Annotated in this window: 17 protein-coding genes, 1 pseudogene and 1 other annotated feature; of the genes and pseudogenes, 2 read left to right on the top strand and 16 right to left on the bottom strand. The window is 48.5% G+C overall.

The window, feature by feature from the left end:
* Window positions 1-3: 3 nt before the first annotated feature.
* The 7 genes and pseudogenes from HMPREF0980_RS01455 to HMPREF0980_RS19995 all read right to left on the bottom strand — a co-directional run.
* A complete protein-coding gene (locus HMPREF0980_RS01455; RefSeq protein WP_049727383.1) occupies window positions 4-1,188 on the bottom strand; it encodes an anti sigma factor C-terminal domain-containing protein in 1,185 nt (394 codons plus the stop codon).
* Complete coding sequence (locus HMPREF0980_RS01450) at window positions 1,185-1,829, bottom strand: RNA polymerase sigma factor (protein WP_049727382.1); 645 nt, start codon at window positions 1,827-1,829, stop codon at window positions 1,185-1,187. Before HMPREF0980_RS01450 ends, HMPREF0980_RS01455 begins: the two co-directional genes overlap by 4 nt.
* Window positions 1,813-2,985, bottom strand: a complete 1,173-nt coding sequence (locus HMPREF0980_RS01445; protein ID WP_049727381.1) for a SpoIIE family protein phosphatase — start codon at window positions 2,983-2,985, stop codon at window positions 1,813-1,815. The genes HMPREF0980_RS01450 and HMPREF0980_RS01445 overlap by 17 nt, the downstream gene beginning before the upstream one ends.
* A 1-nt stretch (window position 2,986) precedes the next feature.
* A complete protein-coding gene (locus HMPREF0980_RS01440; protein WP_049727380.1) occupies window positions 2,987-4,702 on the bottom strand; it encodes a [Fe-Fe] hydrogenase large subunit C-terminal domain-containing protein in 1,716 nt (571 codons plus the stop codon).
* The gene (locus tag HMPREF0980_RS01435; protein WP_049727379.1) at window positions 4,699-4,944 is read right to left on the bottom strand and encodes a (2Fe-2S) ferredoxin domain-containing protein; all 246 of its coding nucleotides are present in this window, start codon (window positions 4,942-4,944) and stop codon (window positions 4,699-4,701) included. Before HMPREF0980_RS01435 ends, HMPREF0980_RS01440 begins: the two co-directional genes overlap by 4 nt.
* 112 nt (window positions 4,945-5,056) lie before the next feature.
* The gene (locus HMPREF0980_RS01430; RefSeq protein ID WP_049727378.1) at window positions 5,057-5,296 is read right to left on the bottom strand and encodes a barstar family protein; all 240 of its coding nucleotides are present in this window, start codon (window positions 5,294-5,296) and stop codon (window positions 5,057-5,059) included.
* Window positions 5,297-5,339: 43 nt separating this feature from the next.
* Window positions 5,340-5,531 (bottom strand): annotated as a pseudogene (locus HMPREF0980_RS19995) (ribonuclease domain-containing protein); the annotation flags it as partial.
* Window positions 5,532-5,838: 307 nt separating this feature from the next.
* Here HMPREF0980_RS19995 and HMPREF0980_RS01420 point away from each other — a divergent pair.
* Window positions 5,839-7,167 (top strand): replication-associated recombination protein A, encoded by a 1,329-nt coding sequence (locus HMPREF0980_RS01420; RefSeq protein WP_049728284.1) that lies wholly within the window; start codon window positions 5,839-5,841, stop codon window positions 7,165-7,167.
* 131 nt (window positions 7,168-7,298) lie between these two features.
* On the opposite strand, the gene HMPREF0980_RS01415 is transcribed toward HMPREF0980_RS01420, so the two are convergent.
* Both HMPREF0980_RS01415 and HMPREF0980_RS01410 read right to left on the bottom strand, forming a co-directional pair.
* A complete protein-coding gene (locus HMPREF0980_RS01415) occupies window positions 7,299-9,872 on the bottom strand; it encodes an FtsX-like permease family protein (RefSeq protein WP_049727376.1) in 2,574 nt (857 codons plus the stop codon).
* Window positions 9,873-9,879: 7 nt separating this feature from the next.
* Entirely contained in the window at window positions 9,880-10,548 is a 669-nt protein-coding gene (locus HMPREF0980_RS01410) for an ABC transporter ATP-binding protein (RefSeq protein ID WP_049727375.1), read from the bottom strand.
* Window positions 10,549-10,737: 189 nt separating this feature from the next.
* Window positions 10,738-11,001 (top strand) — a binding site (T-box leader).
* Window positions 11,002-11,175: 174 nt separating this feature from the next.
* Here HMPREF0980_RS01410 and HMPREF0980_RS01405 point away from each other — a divergent pair.
* On the top strand, window positions 11,176-12,552 hold the full coding sequence (locus HMPREF0980_RS01405) for a TrpB-like pyridoxal phosphate-dependent enzyme (RefSeq protein WP_330375798.1): 1,377 nt from the start codon (window positions 11,176-11,178) through the stop codon (window positions 12,550-12,552).
* Between the two features lie 79 nt (window positions 12,553-12,631).
* On the opposite strand, the gene HMPREF0980_RS01400 is transcribed toward HMPREF0980_RS01405, so the two are convergent.
* The 7 genes from HMPREF0980_RS01400 to HMPREF0980_RS01370 form a co-directional block, all read right to left on the bottom strand.
* Window positions 12,632-13,477 carry a M15 family metallopeptidase gene (locus tag HMPREF0980_RS01400; protein ID WP_084002615.1) on the bottom strand — a complete coding sequence of 282 codons (846 nt, stop codon included), beginning with the start codon at window positions 13,475-13,477 and terminating at the stop codon, window positions 12,632-12,634.
* 45 nt (window positions 13,478-13,522) lie between these two features.
* Window positions 13,523-14,332, bottom strand: a complete 810-nt coding sequence (locus tag HMPREF0980_RS01395) for a hypothetical protein (RefSeq protein WP_049727373.1) — start codon at window positions 14,330-14,332, stop codon at window positions 13,523-13,525.
* A complete protein-coding gene (locus HMPREF0980_RS01390) occupies window positions 14,329-15,525 on the bottom strand; it encodes a sensor histidine kinase (RefSeq protein ID WP_049727372.1) in 1,197 nt (398 codons plus the stop codon). Before HMPREF0980_RS01390 ends, HMPREF0980_RS01395 begins: the two co-directional genes overlap by 4 nt.
* A gap of 3 nt (window positions 15,526-15,528) precedes the next feature.
* Window positions 15,529-16,182, bottom strand: a complete 654-nt coding sequence (locus HMPREF0980_RS01385; protein ID WP_049728283.1) for a response regulator transcription factor — start codon at window positions 16,180-16,182, stop codon at window positions 15,529-15,531.
* Window positions 16,183-16,290: 108 nt separating this feature from the next.
* On the bottom strand, window positions 16,291-16,989 hold the full coding sequence (locus tag HMPREF0980_RS01380) for an ABC transporter permease (protein WP_049727371.1): 699 nt from the start codon (window positions 16,987-16,989) through the stop codon (window positions 16,291-16,293).
* A gap of 3 nt (window positions 16,990-16,992) precedes the next feature.
* Complete coding sequence (locus HMPREF0980_RS01375; protein ID WP_049727370.1) at window positions 16,993-17,838, bottom strand: ABC transporter ATP-binding protein; 846 nt, start codon at window positions 17,836-17,838, stop codon at window positions 16,993-16,995.
* A complete protein-coding gene (locus HMPREF0980_RS01370; protein ID WP_049727369.1) occupies window positions 17,822-18,316 on the bottom strand; it encodes a hypothetical protein in 495 nt (164 codons plus the stop codon). Before HMPREF0980_RS01370 ends, HMPREF0980_RS01375 begins: the two co-directional genes overlap by 17 nt.

Raw genomic sequence — 18,316 nt, 5'->3', positions numbered from 1 at the left:
TTTTCACAATTTTAGCTGAGCGTCTATAAGGTATATACCGTCTACATCTGGATCTGACAGCATTTGCAGCAGCCCATCCCTGCCGGCATTTACCACCACGCCATATCCGTTTACCCCATTCTTCTGCACGTAATCCAGCGCACCTTCATACTGCTGTCTGTCGAACACGTTCTCCCCAGGTACGGCTGATGCGAATATCTGTCCGAACGCTTCGTTATCTTTCATGTAAGCCAGCATAGAGGTGACATGCTGCGTCAGTACATCAGCGTCTATCTCTCCCTCCTCTTCGTACTGTGCCAGATCCAAGTATGGGTATCTTTTCCGGTCATAGCTGTCTGTCCTTATATAGCCTGCGGCATCCGGCCTGTATCCCATGTAGCCGGACATGGTTCCTTTCTGATCCTCATATGTCTCGAAAGGAACATAGAGATATTCTCCGCTGTATTTTTTCATGAACGCTGCAAACTGCTCCGTATCTTTTGTCTCTTTGAAGGACAGAGCAGCGCGAACCACCATAGATTCTGACAAGCCGCGAAGTTTTACGGCAGCTTCCTCTGCTGTCGTTCCGGCGAATGTCTCCCTGTCTTCCACAGAGTAGGTAAATGCATTTTCGGGAAGATCCGGCCGGTTCCAGCTCATATCCGTCCAGTAGAGATGGTTCTTATTCAGTTCCAGATAATGATGGCTTATCCGGCCGTTTATCTGCGTCTGTACGTCCAGGGAATGCCTTCCGTACCCCTCCGGGCGTACGTTGACGGAGGCGAACCCTTTGTCCCCGCACATCAGTTCCATATATACCGCCATGTTCAAATCAAGAGGGGGCTGTGATTCTCTGGGACTGGATGGGTTATAATATATGGCATCCATAACAGGAGACAAGGCATGGATAGCCATAAATACGAGCAGCAGCACGACCGCACCTGTCATCACCGCATAGTGCCGCAGCTTTCTGTTTACCGCGCGGGATATCCTGCAGCCCATTTCATTGTAAGCCCATCCCTTTTCTGCCCTTCCGTTATTTTCCTCTCCGGCAGGCCCCTCTTCTTCAGCATACAACGTCTCATCCATACTGCTGTCCAGATATTCCAGCAGCACTCTTGTCTTATTCAAGTCTTCCTCTATCCGGGCTTTCTCCTCTTCCCCTATCTCTCCTTTTACATATTTTCTGAACCGTTCTTCATAATTCACCTGCCACACCTTCTTTCTGAATCCGTTTCGTCTGCACGCCGCCCGTCGGTTTCTTCCAGCATCTTCTTAAGCTTTCGCTTGGACCTGTGAAGGATGACCCGGGTATTGCCATGTCCTGTTCCAAGCTGCCGGCTGATTTCTTCCTGTGAAAGGCCGGCAAAGTAATATAACACGACCGCTTCCCGTTCTCGTCTGCCCAGCCGGAGGATCATCTCGTATAATCTCCGGTTCTGCTCCTTTTGTATAAGCAGTTCCAGCACTTCTTCCGCCTCGTCAGTCATTGCCATCTCCTCTATGGCATCAAATCTGCGGTCTCTTCTCCACAGGTCTATATACAGATTTCTAGCTACCTTAAGCAGCCACGGAAGCACCAGCTCTGCCTGTTCGAGGGAGCAAAGGGCCTTCAGGAACGTCTCCTGCGTCAGGTCTTCGGCTGTTTCCCGGCTGTGACAAAGGGAAAAAAGATAGAGATATACCGGTTTCATATACTTCATATACACTTGTTCAAGCAGATCTTTTTCCACTTTATCACCCCCTTTAACATATACACGTATGAATACGGAAAATGTTACACATGCAGACAGGGACAGGAACGCCCACTGCGCCCTGTCCCTGCATATACTCTTAATAATATCTGACATTTACATTTTTCCCGATATGCTCTGCACATTCTTTCAGCTGGTCTACAAGATTCATGCGGATGCTCAGGTCAAACGGCAGGTTGGAATTCTGATGTGCCGTGTTGACCGCTTTACCTACAAACAGGTTCAGTTCCGTACACTCTTCTATCACCAGTTTCGCCAGCTTGGCTGCTCCGTTCTCCGCATCGAGCTCATCAAAGAACGCCTCGTCAAATTCGTCCTGTTCGTAACGCCTCAGAAGGTTCAGCGCTTTCCCAAGCGTCAGCACCCCTTCCGTCACAAGATCCAGCCCTTCGATGGCTGCCGTCGGCGGCACGTTCGGATCTGCGTAGTTCAAAGAAGTGACGATATCTTTGCGCAGGATTCTTGCAACGATATTGGCGCTCGTCCCGCCGCATACTACTTTCTTCCCCTCGCCGCGCATGAAGTCCTTCACCACCCGCTCATCGTCTTCTTTTTGCGTCGGCGGGCCGGTAAACAGATTTAAGATACGTCGCTCGATTACCCGGGTTACGGCAACTGTCGTATCATCTCCCGGTTTCTGTCCGTACAGGTCGTCGCATGCTTTGCTGAGCATGGCTGCCAGCCGGGAAGCAGAAAGCGTCTCTTTCGTACATTTCAGCGTGTACTCCGCCATGCTGTCCCATGTCCAGCCAAAGTTCAGCAACTCCCCCACGCCGGCATAGATGACGCCGTCGCTCATGAGTACAAAGCAGTCGTTCAGCTGAACCTTGAATCTGTACAGATGGATTACCTTGTCTTCAATGACCCGCTCTTCGTACGGATAGTCTACTACCTTGCCGTCTCTTACGAACACGCAGGACGGATTGTCAAACTCCACGAGATACGCATCTCCATTGTGGAATATCTGCAGTATGCTGAATGTTGCATATGCCACTTCCCGCACTTTACAGACCGGCAGCGTCTTCGCAATCGTCTCCACACAATCCTCAATCGCCGCACCCTCCAGATACATGGTGGCCAGTATCTTGGATGTTAGCGTAGCGAGGATATTGGCTTTGACACCGCTTCCCATGCCATCGGCCAGAATCACAATCTCAGAATCTTCGGTCTTGAGCACTTCCACCTTATCACCGCACAGCTCTTCTCCGTGCTTGTTCAGGCTCTTCCATGCCACATCTACACTTACATTCATACTACTCTCCTTCTTCTTCAAAAAGAATAGAATCCCTTAGCTTGGAAAGCGTCACCTTCGTCTCTGCCGTCGTTTCCCCGAGCAGGCCCGCAATCTCCTGCGCGACCATCATCTGTTTGTCAATGACCCTCTGTGCCATCTCCACCGTCTCTATCTTCAAATTATAGTGCTGCTCCTTCGCTTTTTCTTCCTTCGTGATATCCTGGTATGTCACAAGGACGGATTCCAGGCTCTCGATATAAATGATGGACTCTACGACCGTCATTCCGATAGACTCAAGCCCTACCTTCTTATGTATGACCTGCCGTCTCGTTCGGAGCACTTCTGATATGTCCCTGTCATCCAGGAACTCGAATATGTACCGCTCCAGAGCTTCTTCCCGGGAAACATCAAGCATCTCCTGCGCTTTCTTGTTGCATTCCCTTATACGCATGTCCTTATCCACGATAAGAATCATGCTCGGCGTCACATCCATGACGACGTTAGACATAGACTCCGCCTGTTCCAGCGCGTGAGGCAGGCACATTCCTATCTCTGCCTTTCTCTGATACACGGCAACCGCCTTGGCCCGGCATGTAGGATAACCGCAAGCCCCGCAGTTCAGCTCATCCTCAGCCGTATATTTACCCATAGCCTTCAGAACTTCCCGCATCTCGTTACCATCGGGCGTCTTGTCCGCAACGTGGCGGTCATGAAATTCCTTTTCCATGGAAATGCTATTACAGGCAATCCCTTCCGCGGGCTCTCTGTGCCCGACCTGGTCTTCCACATTCATCTTCGCCTTGATGACGGTCTGCTGCCATTTATCGGAAGCCGGACCTTTGATGCATCCCCCTTCGCAGACATTTACTTCAAAAAAGCAGTCTTCCACCTCACCTCTGGCAAGCTCCTCAAACAACTCCATGCAAGGCTTCAGGCCGTCTACATACACCTTATAATAATTGTCTTCCACAGAATCTGCCAGTATAGACTTGACAATCCCTCCCCCGACAGGGTAGAGTTTGTTTACCCTTGGATCCGGATTCCCAACCGGCCTGTTCTCACATGCTGATACGTCAATGCCCTCGGCCTTCCACCACTTTGTAATCTCTTCAAATGTAAGGATGGCATCAATCGCTCCGATGACCCTCTTGTCCCCAATCGCCTCTTCCTTCTTGGCGATGCACGGCCCGAGAAATACGACCTTCGTGTCGTCCCCGTATATGCTTTTGATGAGACGTCCGTGGGCAATCATCGGTGACACGACCGGTGCCATCTGAGAAGTCAGAGTCGGGTAATACTTCTCGATCAGGTCATTCACGCTCGGACAGCACGTCGTGATGATATTCTTCATCTTACCGTCCTTCAGCAGCTTTCTGTACTCCTGAGTCACAAGGGCTGCCCCTTCAGCCGTCTCGCGCACTTCATAAAACCCGAGCTTCAGCAGTGCGTCTACCACCTGTCCCGGCTTTCCATATTCCAAGACGCCAAGATAGGAAGGAGCTATGGATATGACCGTCTTCATCCCCTGCTTCAGATACCCTTTTACCCGTTCCATATCACTGGCAAATGTCTTGGCATTCTGCGGACAGACTTCGAGGCAGTGTCCACAGTTGATGCAGTGGTCTTTCATTATATGCGCCTGCTCATTCTGTACGGATATGGCTTTTACCTCGCAGTTACGCACACATTTATAACAGTGTCTGCAGCTTGCATCTTTAAAATCAATTACCCTCACCTGGCCGCCTCCTTCTGAATGACTTCATGGAAGAAATCTTCTGCATCTTCCGGTTTCACATGGTAGATATCTTCTCCAATCTTCACGCTTACCCCTTTGGAACAGGCTCCCATGCAAAAGGAACCGCACAACTCTACCTGTGCATCCATCTGCTCTTCTTTGAGAAGCCTGCCAAATGTCTTTACAATCGCCTCCGACCCGCGCAGATGGCAGGAACTTCCGATACATATCTGGACTTTCATAATGTGCCCCTTTCCGCTCTGTGTGCAGATGCCCCGCCATTAATCTCTCCGCTTGGATGGCAAGACCGGTCCGCACTTAAATATTTGCAATCATTATAACATTACCGGCGTATTAACGCAATTCGACTTCTACATCTGCATCCTGCATTACTTCTATTATTTTTGATACGTAGCATCCGATGTCAGTTCTGTTATATATGATAACTCTCAGACCGTCTAATTCTGTGAGGCAGTCGTAGAGTGCATCCAGATTTGCACCGTAATAGTCCGGGAGCCCAAGCCGCTCTTTCAGGTATGCATGAGCCTCTTCCTTCTGGCAGAGTCTGCCCGCGTCCAGTGTAACTTCTTTCATCTTAACCCTCCTGTCATTCTTCTTCGTATAATAACTCAAAGCTTTCATAATTGCCAAAATGATCCCCTCCGATACTTTTCCCCGGTGCAGCTTCGCCCAGATTCCCTTTTTTGCTGTCCCATCCAAACGCTTTAGCCTCCTTCTTCGTGATGAAGTTATCCGGAAGCCGGCCATAGGTATGGATATAAGCCGCAACCTCTGCTTTTGAAGTATATGTGCCGGCTTCCTCTACCGTGACCGTCTCATTCCTTCTTCCTGTCTCCTGACCGTTTCCGCCGCCGGACGTACTGCCCGTTGCCGGACTGCCGCAGCCTCCGGCCAGCAGGCAGAGCAGCAGGGCGGCGATACCTGCCAGATAACGTATCATTCTGTTCATGCTTCCCCTTTCTGCTCATTATGGTTCGATATTACTATTATACAGAGACTTTGTATCAACTGCAAACATCCCATATCTTTTTTCCCAATTCCTATTCCATTCTGAACGTATGTTTGGTATAATAGATAATATAGATTTATCATGTAGATAAGGAGCCGCCAGTATGATGGAACAGATTTCACTTTTTGATAATGAACGGGCAGTCACCCCGCTTGCCAGCCGCCTCCGCCCCGGGAGCCTTGATGCATTCGCCGGACAGGAGCATCTGCTCGGCCCCGGAAAGCTGCTGAGGCAGCTCATCGACAAGGACCAGATATCTTCCATGATATTCTGGGGACCTCCGGGTGTCGGTAAGACGACGCTGGCCCGTATCATCGCAGGAAGGACGAAAGCGGATTTTATCGATTTCAGCGCTGTCACCAGCTGCATAAAGGAAATCAAGGAAGTGATGGCCAAGGCGGAAAAGGACCGGCATGCCGGCATCCGCACCCTCGTCTTTGTGGATGAGATCCATCGTTTCAACAAAGCCCAGCAGGATGCGTTTCTGCCGTATGTGGAGAAGGGCAGCATCATCCTCATCGGGGCAACGACGGAAAATCCTTCTTTCGAAATCAATGCCGCTCTCCTGTCCAGATGCAAGGTGTTCGTGCTCCACGCCTTGTCAGAGGACGATCTGCTTCACCTGCTCCGCCATGCTCTCGCCTCTCCGTCCGGATTCGGGAATCTGAACGTTGATATCTCTGAAGACTCCCTGCGTATGATAGCAGGCTTTGCCAACGGAGATGCGCGCACTGCTCTGAATACGCTGGAGATGGCTGTCCTCAACGGGGAAATCACCCCTGAAAAGACGCTTGTTACGAAGACATCCATCGAGCAATGTATCAGCAGAAAATCACTGCTCTACGATAAGAATGGAGAGGAGCATTATAATCTCATATCGGCCCTCCACAAATCGATGCGCAACAGCGACCCGGACGCAGCCATATACTGGCTGGCCCGGATGCTGGAGGCCGGAGAGGATCCGCTCTATGTCGCCCGGCGGCTCGTGCGCTTTGCCAGCGAGGACGTGGGCATGGCGGACAGCCAGGCCCTGCCTCTGGCCGTGGCGGGCTATCAGGCCTGCCATTTTCTGGGGATGCCGGAGTGTAATGTCCACCTCACCCATGTCGTAACCTACCTGTCCATGGCTCCGAAGTCCAATTCCCTGTATGTCGCTTATGAGACATGCCGCGGGGATGCCCAGGAACGTCTGGCGGAGCCGGTGCCGCTCCAGCTGCGCAATGCGCCGACCGCGCTGATGAAAGACCTGCGCTACGGAGACGGCTATCAATACGCCCATGATACTGCCGATAAGCTGACCGACATGCAGTGCATGCCTGGCAGCCTTGTAGGCACGACCTATTACCATCCTACCGAAGAAGGAGCCGAAGCCCCTGTCAAACAACGGCTGCAGCAGATCCGGACCTATAGGAATCAAATAGAGCCCGGATTCTGAAGCAGTACCCATAATGCCGTTAAAAGCAGCATCATGCCAAAAACAGGGCGTGTTTCCCAACTTCAACACGCCCTGTTCCACTTCTGCACACCGTCATTCATACTCTTGTTTCCTATCACCCACATGAATGGCTAATGCAATCTTCTGATATTAGTTATGATACTGTTTCTGAGTATACGCTTTACCAGTACATGTATCGTAATTAGACTAATTCCGGCACATACTACAACCGCTGTCAGAACAGAAAAAGCAAAATCGGAGAGATCTCCCGTGTTACTCATTACAGCAAGCTTAAAAGTTTTCATGCTGTCAAAACTTGTAGCGACACGTAATCTGTAAGCAAACCAGGCAGAACAGATAAGCGCTCCTGCCCCTGTAATAATGACTGACTCATATAGATATCCATAATAGTACATTTTCTTCAAATCGGATTTACTTATTCCCAAAGTCTGGAGTATGCCTATCCTTTTTCTTTCATAATTGAGATGGCCCGCATTGCCCTGATACATAATCAATAAGTACAGCAGCCAGACAGCCGTAATAATCACCACCATGCGGAATATATCAGAAACGAGCTGTCCGCGTATCTCCCCATATATGTTTCTTTCATTGACGAGCCCTTCACCATTATGCATCGTGCTGAAAAAATCTGCGATTGCAATGTCCATTTCTTCAAAATCCGCATCCTCCGAATATGGAAATCGAACGGAATTATAAAGGTTTTCATCCTCAATTCCACAAAGTTTATCCAGGAATCTTTCCCCAACGGCTATAACCTGTTCTCCATACTCTGGTGCGGCATATATGATACCACCTACTTTTATCTTTCTCGTCCCCCATGGAGAAGATATATCGATATATGTTCCCGGCTGTATAGAATTATCCTCTTCGTATGTATATATGTGTCTTTTCTCAACCGAGCCTTCCGGGTCTATATAAACCGGCTCTTTATCAATGATGTCCGTGCCAACGTCCCGGATTTGATATGGAGATAAAAACAGTATGCATTCTTCCCCCTCATTAAACGCCTCCTCATCCAGCTCACCGTCAGCAACCGCATCCTGATAGCCGGTCAGCCTTTCTTTCTCTTGTGGGCTGACTCCCCGGATTTCATTAAGCGTAAAGTAATCACCCTCTTTATCGTATGGCTCTGTGCTATTGTGGACTTGAGCGTAACGCCGGTATGTCCTGACATATTCGCTGTCCTTCCAGCCATTCCAGCTAATCGTAATCATCTGTTCCTTCCCAGAACAGTTGAGAAACTTTTCGTATTCTGCCGTATCTATGCCTGGAATATCTTTTATGTTATCAATGTCCACATCAGATATCCCTTCTGTCAGATCCGGCGTTTGAAACAGATAATTATATCCTTTCTGTTCCTTCCAAAAACGATAATCCGACTCAGATTTTATAAACAGGTATGTGCAGACTGCTGAAATGACAATAACGGTTATAGAAATGCCGGCCCTAAAGCCGATCCTGTCCCTATAGAACCTTCTATTTCGCTTCACCATGCTTTTTATCGTATGATATTCAGCTCTTTTAATATCTAATACCTTTTTTTCGTATCTCTCGCTGTCTTCCTTATATGAGGACATGATTTCCATCATACAGACCTGCATTGCCATGCCCAGATATCCCATCATGAAGACAATAGCACAGGCACCCCCTATCTGCAATATGTTCAGCCACTTGATTTCATAAAATACGGATATGTCCATCACTGATTTGACAATACTCAATAAAGCAATACTTCCTGCAGAACCAATCATGGCTCCTGCAAGTACAGAGAAGCCCAGGAAATATACACATTTCCACAAGGTTAGCAGCAATATCTGTCCCCTTCCGGCTCCCAAACCTCGGAGAATCAGCAGGCTGTATCTCTCGTTTTTTGCAAATACCGTCAATAAATATCCAATAATGATAGTAGAGACAAGAATCAAGAACATGACCTGTTTCCCATCCTCAGACAGTGTAGCTGCCAGGCTCATATTCCCGGGATACGCCTCTTCATTAAAAACAAACTCTGCCTCACTATTCTGACCGATCCGTGCAGACAGATTGTTAAGACTGCCTGCATTCATATCTGAAGTTTTGAAAAAATAAGTGATGCTATTATCACTTTCGGCACCTGTCTTGGAATTCTTTCCTTGAATCACCGATGGGAGCAAAGACCTGTCTACTGTCCAGTCTGTTCCCCATGTCTTTATAATACCGGTTATAATGACCTCTCTCCCAGACATACGGCTTCCTTCAGCATAATCCAAAGATACTTTATCACCAATATCAACCGTTCCGTCAAGCTGTTTCACAATTGAAGCCGGCAACGCTGCCTCTGTCTCTGTCTCTAGCCATTTTCCGTTTTCCAGTTCCATACGGGCAAGCTCCCTTGCTGTCTTGTCCACAGTACCAACTTTGCCGCACTCCTTACCCTCTACACGTACATTGCCACCGGTCTCCATTGCGCCTATACTATAGACATCTTTCTGAGTTTCCAAAGTGTCCTTTAAATTAATCTCAGCACCTATGGCTGCTCCGGACCATTCCCCATATTTCTCATATCGGTTCTCTTCCAAAGTTTTATCAAAACTTCCTGCAAATATAACGAGCATAAAATTGACAGCATAAATCAGTATCAGCATTCCTGTCAACAGCCTCGTCTCTCTTTTTTTTCCTCTTATACTTTTTAAAGCGATTTTTCTCATCGTATTTTCATCCTATAATCATTCCATCTTGTAAACGAATTGATTTGTCTGCCTGTTCTGCAATTTCCATGTCATGGGTTACAAGCAGCACTGTCTGGTCCAACTCACGCTGCATAGCCTTCAGAAGATAAATAACCTTTTTACTCGTTTCCACATCCAGATTCCCTGTCGGTTCGTCAGCAAAAATTATGCTCGGCCTGGCAGCTAACGCTCTGGCAAGAGCTACTCTTTGTTGTTCACCTCCAGACAGCTGATTTGGGAATTTCAGCCTTAAGTCTGCGATATCCAACATTTCCATAATCTTTTTAATATATCTGTTATCAGGATTATTCTTATTAAGATACAAAGGCATCTTTACATTTTCTTCCACGCAAAATTCTGGCAGCAGATTATAGGATTGAAAAACAAATCCCATCTTCTGTCTGCGTAATTTTGACAGCTCGCTGTCTTTTAACTTATGTATATCCACGCCTTCCATCAGCACTTTTCCGCTGGTCGGTTTGTCAAGGCCGCTTAACAGATGTAAAAGTGTAGACTTGCCGGATCCGCTCTTCCCTATAATAGAATAAAACAGTCCTCTCTCAATAGCTAAATGAATTCCTTTGATTGCAGAGACTTTTACTTCACCCGTTTTATAAACTTTACTAAGATTCTGTGCTTCTAAAACATTTGACATTTGCATACTCCTTTTCTATATTACGCACTTTTTCAAGCGTTATCTTCTTCCTTTATATTATCAGATATTTCGACATTAACTTATATATAATTTTAAGGCTTATCCTTATACATCTCAACTTCTTTTCTTCTACAAATAGCTAAAATTATGTTGACATTTCTTTACTACTGCATTATAATAAAGCAAAATCAAGAACCGATGAGCAAGAGTAGTAGCTTTAACGGCATATTTACAGAGAGTCACGTGATGGTGGAACCGTGATAATATCCGATTTGGCGAATGGACTTGCGAGGGCAAACCAAAATGGTATGTATCAAGTCAGAGTAGGGGCGACGGAATCCAACCGTTATCACATGGAACATGTATGTTAGTACATGGCTGAGCGCATTCTTATTTAGTTATTCCATAAGAATGAATTTAGGTGGCAACGCAGGAATCACTCCTGTCCTAATGATTTAGGACGGGAGTTTTTTTATTCGATAAAATATTTTGGGAAACCTTCTATCGAATTAGGAACCTCAGGCTGAGAATGTGCCAAGGTACCTTATTTGCTCTTACATTTTACACCTGTGCCAAACCTCTCTGTCGGACTTAGCATTTATGAATCTCAATTGAAAGGAAGGAAACATGATGAAAGAAACGAAGAAGATCCCTTACAAAATCTACCTTGAAGAAAGTGAGATGCCTAAAAAATGGTATAATGTACGCGCCGATATGAAGAATAAGCCTGCACCGCTTTTGAATCCAGGCACTTTAGAACCTATGACATTTGAGGAGCTGCGCGGTGTATTCTGCGATGAGCTCGTCAGGCAGGAGCTGGACGACACGACACCTTACTTTGATATTCCACAGGAAATCCAGGATTTTTACAAAATGTATCGGCCATCGCCGCTTGTCCGGGCATACTGCCTGGAGGAGTCGCTCCAGACACCGGCTAAGATCTATTATAAATTTGAAGGCAATAACACTTCCGGAAGCCACAAGCTGAACTCTGCCATCGCTCAGGCATATTATGCCAAGAAGCAGGGGCTCAAGGGCGTGACGACGGAGACCGGGGCCGGCCAGTGGGGGACGGCCCTGTCCATGGCATGTGCGTATCTCGGGCTGGACTGTCAGGTATACATGGTCAAATGCTCCTATGAGCAGAAGCCGTTCCGCCGGGAAGTGATGCGGACATATGGTGCCAATGTGACTCCCTCTCCGTCAGACACTACCAACGTCGGCCGCAAGATTCTCTCAGAGCACCCGGGTACTTCGGGGAGTCTTGGCTGTGCCATTTCTGAAGCAGTCGAGGCTGCGGTCTCACAAGACGGCTACCGCTATGTACTCGGCTCTGTCCTGTCACAGGTACTGCTCCATCAGTCGGTCATAGGACTAGAGACGAAAGCAGCACTTGACAAATATGGTATAACGCCTGATGTCATCATCGGATGTGCAGGCGGCGGCTCCAACCTCGGCGGTCTTATATCCCCGTTTATGGGTGAAAAATTAAGAGGGGAGAAAGATTATCAGATCATAGCTGTAGAACCGGCGAGCTGCCCAAGCCTTACACGCGGCAGATATGCCTACGACTTCTGCGATACCGGTATGGTATGCCCGCTGGCCAAGATGTACACTCTTGGAAGCGGATTCATCCCGTCGCCGAACCACGCAGGGGGACTCCGCTACCACGGCATGAGCTCCGTACTCTCACAGTTGTACGATGACAAGCTCATGGAAGCTATCTCCATCGAGCAGACGGCAGTCTTCGGTGCCGCGACCAAGTTTGCCCGCATCGAAGGCATCCTCCCGGCGCCCGAGAGTAGCCACGCCATCAAGGCGGCCATGGATGAGGCTATAAAGTGCAAAGAGACCGGGGAAGAAAAGACAATCGTCTTCGGCCTTACCGGAACCGGCTATTTCGATATGATGGCATATGAAAAATTCAACAACGGCGAAATGACCGATTATATCCCATCTGACGAGGATCTGGCAAAAGGATTTGCTGGACTGCCGGAAGTATAATATCTATTTAGGTACAGGTCAAAACTCAATTGGGGACGTAACAAAATTAAATTTGATCACGTCCCCGTTCACAGTTTTTTCACATTTGCACGTATTCTTCCAAGCAGATTCCCCGACGCATTATCTCTTCTGCCGCCTCTTTTCCTACATAGCGGTAATGCCACGGCTCGTAGCCGATTCCTGTTATTTCGCTTTTGTCGGTGGGGTAGCGGAGGATGAAGCCATATTCGCTGCAGTGTTTCATAAGCCACTTTTGTTCCGACGTCTCTTCCTGCCCTTTGTCCAGGAGCTGGTACGACTGTGCCACGATGTCGACAGCCAGACCGAGTTCGTGTTCGCTCGTACCCGGCGGCGCAACCCATTCGGCCGCCTGCTTTTCTGCCTCTTTTCTGGAGATGCCCTGGCCCATGCAGGTTGAGACCTTGGCCTCATACAATGATTTCTGCTTATCTGCGGTTCGGTAGGAAGAGCAGATCAAGGGAGAAAGACCTTGGTTCCTCGCTGCGTCCATCATGTCCTGCAGGTCTCTGTATATACGCGAATCCACAGATTGTCCGTTCTTAAGCAGCGTTATATCAATCGGATAACTTGCGGGAATCGGATGTGACGCATTCACAAGCCTAAGATTCCATGCGGACGCATCTGCCTGTCCGTTCTGCATTGTCCCTGTTTTCTTTCCGGCACCGCTTTCCTCAAACGCTTTGACACCCGTCCTTTCCACTGTACGCTCCTGTCTGCTTCTGTACTTATCTACACATGTAAACCCGCAGATAAAGACGAGCAGGCAGATGATGATGAATGAAACACTATAAAATACAGCCTTGTCCTTTCTTTTCTGCCGTCTGCCTGCCTTCCTGTGCTTTTCCGTCTCCCTCCCGGATACACGATAATGGGCGGAACGAGCTTCTGATCTATATCGGTTCATAAAGCCTCCCCTTTCATAAGGATTTTTTATTACACCGATATTGTATTACCAAGTTGCATCTATTGCCCTGCTATCTCCCGTCGAAGTTGCATCATCTACTGTCGATGCTGCATGATCTCCCTCCAGCCCTAACGACAGAGTATCCGTCAGGCTGATATAGCCGCCATCTTTCTGCTCTGACTGGTAAATGATGTATAGGACGTCCGAATCTCCCGTTTCATATATGGATACCCCATCCAGCGGCTGTCTGTCCATCTCTTTCAGCGTAATGCCGAGATACTCCGCCCACTTCTCCCCGACATTGTCTGTCAGCCTGATGTCAGCTCCTGTGTCTGATGAAGATATGCTGATCTCATACAAGGCTTCCGTCTCTTCGTCAATCAGGAGACTGAAGAAAAGTCCGCTACACTCGGCTACGATGTAAAAGCATCGAATCTTCTGATTTGCATCTGCCTCAGTATAGTACATCTTTGCATCTGCCTCAGTATAGTACATCCGCATCGCTTCCTTAATCGATATACTTCCGGTCAGCCCTTCACCTGTCAAGATGCCACTCTGCAGCAGCTTTTTAAACCCTTTTTCCACCAGTTCTGCCGGTCTATTATCTGCCGCACTATATACGACTTTGCCTGATATGACTTCACTTCCCGTCTGGCGCGCCCTGTTTATGACAGACAGCTTCTCGAGCGTATCCGACGACGGCTTCTCCGGCTTTGCTGATTCCTTCAGCTGCTCTGTCTGCACATCTGCGAGCAGCTTCTTTTCCTCATATCCGGACAGAGCGACAGGCACATATACCGACGCTCCAAGAACCGCTGCCAGCAGGAGGACTGCCAGCCATGTCCTATTCTTCATCCCTGCCTCCTTTCCCCGGCATCTCCGGGTGCTCTTCTGCCGGCCCTGAGATAGACGGACACCCGTGTCCCCCTGCCTACCCGGCTCACGAACTTCATCCTGCCCCGGTGCAGTTCTATAATCCTAGAGCAGAGTGCAAGTCCCATGCCGGCCCCGCCCTGAGCGCGGGCTCTTGACTTATCTACCATATAGAACGCTTCTGTAATCCTGGAAATCTCCTCTTTCGGAATACCCTTTCCATTGTCTTCCACAGATATGCAATACGCCCCGTTCGGAATCTTTCTGCCTGTGAGCACGATGCTGCCTTCATAATCAACGGCTTTCCGTGCATTATCCAGCAGATTCATGCAGACCGTCTTCATAAGATCCGGTTCCACTCTTAATGCAGTATCCTGAATCCTGGCTGAAAATGATATGCCGCTGCCTGAGACCACTGGGGAAAATGCATCTGCAACCTGCCCGAGGAACTCGCGCATATGGACAGGTCGGAATGTAAAGTCCTGCTTTTCCAGCACGATAAGGTCCATCAGCTTCAGGGACAGCATCTCCAGCCTCTTCCCCTCTGTATAGATATAATCGGCACATGCCATCCTGCGCTCCGGCTCCATCTCCTTGGAGCGGATCATATCGGCATATCCTATGATAGATGTCAGTGGCGTCTTAAGCTCGTGGGAAAAATTATCTACAAAGTCTTTCTGACGCCGTGAATATTCTTTCAGCTCATTCACCATTTCCTCAAGCTTTACCGACATCTGTTCAAAATCGGACGCAAGTTCCCCAACCTCGTCATTCCTTGATATATTGAGCTGCTGCCTGAAACTCCCATCTGCCATCTGCTTCGTGGCGGAGGACAGCTTTTTCAGCGGAGACAGGAGCAGGCTGGATACGATAAAAGACACAAGCCCGACTCCGGCAAAAAGGACGCATAGCATCACGGCAAACGGAATAGAGCCACCTGACACATTGACCGTAATATTATCTGCGATATCAGGCACTTCTTCCTTCATGGAAGTCAGGTCTTTCAGCTCCTCATCCATAATCTGCCAAAGAATAGCATTTTCAGAATAAGCAGCAGCTATCTCACGGTCCAGCGACAGATGGAACTGGGAACGGATGAGATAATAGCCCCCTGCGCTGCACGTAAATGCGGTGATAATAATTGTACTGCAAAAGATTTTCCAAAAAAACTTCAACTGCTACGCCTCCAGACGGTATCCGACTTTATATACAGGCACTATCTTGTGCTCCAGCCCAAGCTTCTTACGCATACGCTGGACATGGAGATCCACGGTACGGCTGTCCCCCAGATATGTCTCTCCCCATACTCTCTCATATAGGAAGTCGCGGTACAGGGCGATATTCCGATTCTGCGCGAACAGCAGCAGCAGATCATATTCTTTGGCGGTAAGCGCAACCGCCGCCCCGTTCTTCTTGACCGTGTGTGAAAGTGTGTCCACTGTAATGTCGAACAGCGAGACATACCGCTGCGTCTTCCCGTATCTTCTCAGCACCGTCTCTACCCTTGCCAGCAGCTCTACGATTTCAAACGGCTTTGTTATATAGTCCTCCGCACCTGACTTCAAGCCCTTCACCTTGTCAAGGACATCCCCCTTTGCAGTCAGAAATATGACAGGGATGCCGAGTGGTTTTATATATTCGAGAAGCTCATACCCGTCAATCTCAGGAAGCATGATATCCAGAAGCACCAGGTCATAGCGTTCACGCTCGACCATATCTGCCGCCTGCATCCCGTCAAATGCACAGAAACAGAGGTACCCCGCATCACTTAAGTTCTCCTTTATAAGGTTGGATATGGGCACCTCATCCTCTACGATCAATATTTTGTTCATCATACAGCCACCTCATATATTCCATAAACTTTCTCATATTATTTATATTATACATGATTATGGCATCATTTTTGCATCTTATTCCGTCAAAGCCTCATAACAATGCTACTAAATCAGACGGCACTTCCGGTAGACCACCCCGAACAATACCGCAAATATGCCGGCATTACACAATATCACAACCAGATTCCCGTCCTTGGCTGCCGAGTCCCCGACCGCACTCATATAGTTGCTGATCTGCTGTGAAAACGCATATTTAGAAACAGCCGCTATCTTCTCATTGAAAGAGGCCAGCATAGGAAGGAACGAAAATACGAGCATCACGGGCACGCTGACAGATACTTCCGTCACCTGATTCCTGCACGATATGCCTATGACGGCGCCAAGAAGGAGGGATATGACAATCCCTGCCGCCATGACAAGAAGGAAATCCGCCATATCTCTTCCTGTATACTGCCCGGCCAGAGCAAACACGACAGCCCCCAGCATGCAGCACACGAAGATGCCAAGCCCGATTCCAAGCAGATATTCTGCCGCCTTGACATTAGCCATCAGAAGCTCCCGGAGCGTATTCTTTTCCTTTTCCTCTGAAATAATAGAGGCCACGGCTGTAAGCGGCGCCATCCCAACATACATCGTTGCGAACAGGATGACAAAATACCGGCCGGACATCCCTTCTATCTTTATGGAATTCTGCATGATAACTGAAAGTACGGGAAACATGACAAACTGGATAAGAACCGCCTTATTCTTTAACGTATCTTTCATCTGCTTCTTCCAAACCGCATAGATTCTTTTTCCTCTCATGGGTCAAAGCCCCCTTCCCGTAAGTTCCATAAATACTGTTTCAAGATCCGGTTCCGTCGAATGTATGCCGGCTACAGCGCCCGTCCGGAAATATTCCGCAATCGCGGCTGCCTCGCTGACATCATGGTTCAGCAAGACCGTACTGCCACTTTTCAAAAATATCTTTATCTTATTCTGATGATTATATCTTCTGCATATGTCATCCGGCGCTCCTTCTTCTACGATGCTTCCTTCATGCAGAAGCGCGATATATCCGCACAGCTTAGACGCTTCTTCCATGTTATGGGTCGTCATCATGACGGCCGCTCCCCTGTCCCTCTCCTCACAGATGAGGCGGTGGATGCTGGAAGCCGTAGCCGGATCCAGGCCGCTCGTGGGTTCATCAAGAAACAGCACATCAGGCCGGTGCATGATTGCCCTGGCAAGGACAAGGCGCTGCCGCATCCCTTTTGAAAGCTTATGAACCGGTGTCTTCACAGCTTCCGACAGTCCCACTTTATCAAGCGCGGTCTTGATCTCTCTTTTGGAGATGCCGTAGATTTCTGCAAAGATTCCCAGATTATCGGCGCACGTAAGGCGTTCGTACAATCCGCTGTTATCCATGACCATTCCGATTCTTGCACATACCGTGCTGTCAAGCTGGCGGCTGTCCTGTCCCATGATAAACGCTTCCCCGCCGGTCTGCTTAAGCTGGCCGGTCAGAATCTTGATAAGGGTCGTCTTGCCTGCCCCGGAGGGGCCAAGCAGCCCGAATATCTCACCTTCGGACACGTGCAGGTCAATTCCTTTAAGCACCTCTCTATTCTTGAATTCCATTCGGACACGTTCTGCCTTAATCTGTCTTTTCATACTCTGCCTCCCAATGCCTTTTTACATTTTCCAGCCCTTCCATGAGCTTCTTGTTCTCAATCCTCGTTTTCAAAGCCGATATTCCCGCACTCACAAAAAAGCAGACTGCAAAACAGACGAGAAACAGCACCCACGGCTGCCACATATCTGCCGGAAACCAGTCAAACAGCAGGATAAACCCACACATCACAACCAGTATGCTTACGACCATGCATACAATCCGCGCAAGCACCGGCATCTTCTTAAACAGAAGGTCCGTAACAAACAGATACTGCAGCACGACGACGATGATGGAGAGAAGAAAAAGCTCCGGTATAATCTCAAGCGGAATGCCCTCCCCGCCCATCCGGTACAGCGCAGATATCTCCCGGGCGCTCTCGCCGAAGAAATGTGTAAACATCGTCATACACAGCACGGTAATGCTAAATATGACAAGTACCTGTGACAGATAGCTAAATATTGTTTTCTTTTCTTCCAT

Source organism: Dorea sp. D27, from assembly GCF_001185345.1.
In the GTDB taxonomy this organism is placed as follows: Bacteria; Bacillota; Clostridia; order Lachnospirales; family Lachnospiraceae; genus Extibacter.
Note: the sequence above shows the minus strand (reverse complement) of the source record. Positions and strands in the feature narration are given on the sequence as shown.

What these genes read in the sequence shown, in the direction of transcription:
- HMPREF0980_RS01450 (WP_049727382.1), bottom strand. Translation starts at nt 1,829, where the DNA reads ATGTCAGATATTATTAAGAGTATATGCAGGGACAGGGCGCAGTGGGCG.
- HMPREF0980_RS01445 (WP_049727381.1), bottom strand. Translation starts at nt 2,985, where the DNA reads ATGAATGTAAGTGTAGATGTGGCATGGAAGAGCCTGAACAAGCACGGA.
- HMPREF0980_RS01435 (WP_049727379.1), bottom strand. Translation starts at nt 4,944, where the DNA reads ATGAAAGTCCAGATATGTATCGGAAGTTCCTGCCATCTGCGCGGGTCG.
- HMPREF0980_RS01430 (WP_049727378.1), bottom strand. Translation starts at nt 5,296, where the DNA reads ATGAAAGAAGTTACACTGGACGCGGGCAGACTCTGCCAGAAGGAAGAG.
- HMPREF0980_RS01420 (WP_049728284.1), top strand. Translation starts at nt 5,839, where the DNA reads ATGGAACAGATTTCACTTTTTGATAATGAACGGGCAGTCACCCCGCTT.
- HMPREF0980_RS01415 (WP_049727376.1), bottom strand. Translation starts at nt 9,872, where the DNA reads ATGAGAAAAATCGCTTTAAAAAGTATAAGAGGAAAAAAAAGAGAGACG.
- HMPREF0980_RS01410 (WP_049727375.1), bottom strand. Translation starts at nt 10,548, where the DNA reads ATGTCAAATGTTTTAGAAGCACAGAATCTTAGTAAAGTTTATAAAACG.
- HMPREF0980_RS01405 (WP_330375798.1), top strand. Translation starts at nt 11,176, where the DNA reads ATGATGAAAGAAACGAAGAAGATCCCTTACAAAATCTACCTTGAAGAA.
- HMPREF0980_RS01400 (WP_084002615.1), bottom strand. Translation starts at nt 13,477, where the DNA reads ATGAACCGATATAGATCAGAAGCTCGTTCCGCCCATTATCGTGTATCC.
- HMPREF0980_RS01395 (WP_049727373.1), bottom strand. Translation starts at nt 14,332, where the DNA reads ATGAAGAATAGGACATGGCTGGCAGTCCTCCTGCTGGCAGCGGTTCTT.
- HMPREF0980_RS01385 (WP_049728283.1), bottom strand. Translation starts at nt 16,182, where the DNA reads ATGAACAAAATATTGATCGTAGAGGATGAGGTGCCCATATCCAACCTT.
- HMPREF0980_RS01380 (WP_049727371.1), bottom strand. Translation starts at nt 16,989, where the DNA reads ATGAGAGGAAAAAGAATCTATGCGGTTTGGAAGAAGCAGATGAAAGAT.
- HMPREF0980_RS01375 (WP_049727370.1), bottom strand. Translation starts at nt 17,838, where the DNA reads ATGAAAAGACAGATTAAGGCAGAACGTGTCCGAATGGAATTCAAGAAT.
- HMPREF0980_RS01370 (WP_049727369.1), bottom strand. Translation starts at nt 18,316, where the DNA reads ATGGAAGAAAAGAAAACAATATTTAGCTATCTGTCACAGGTACTTGTC.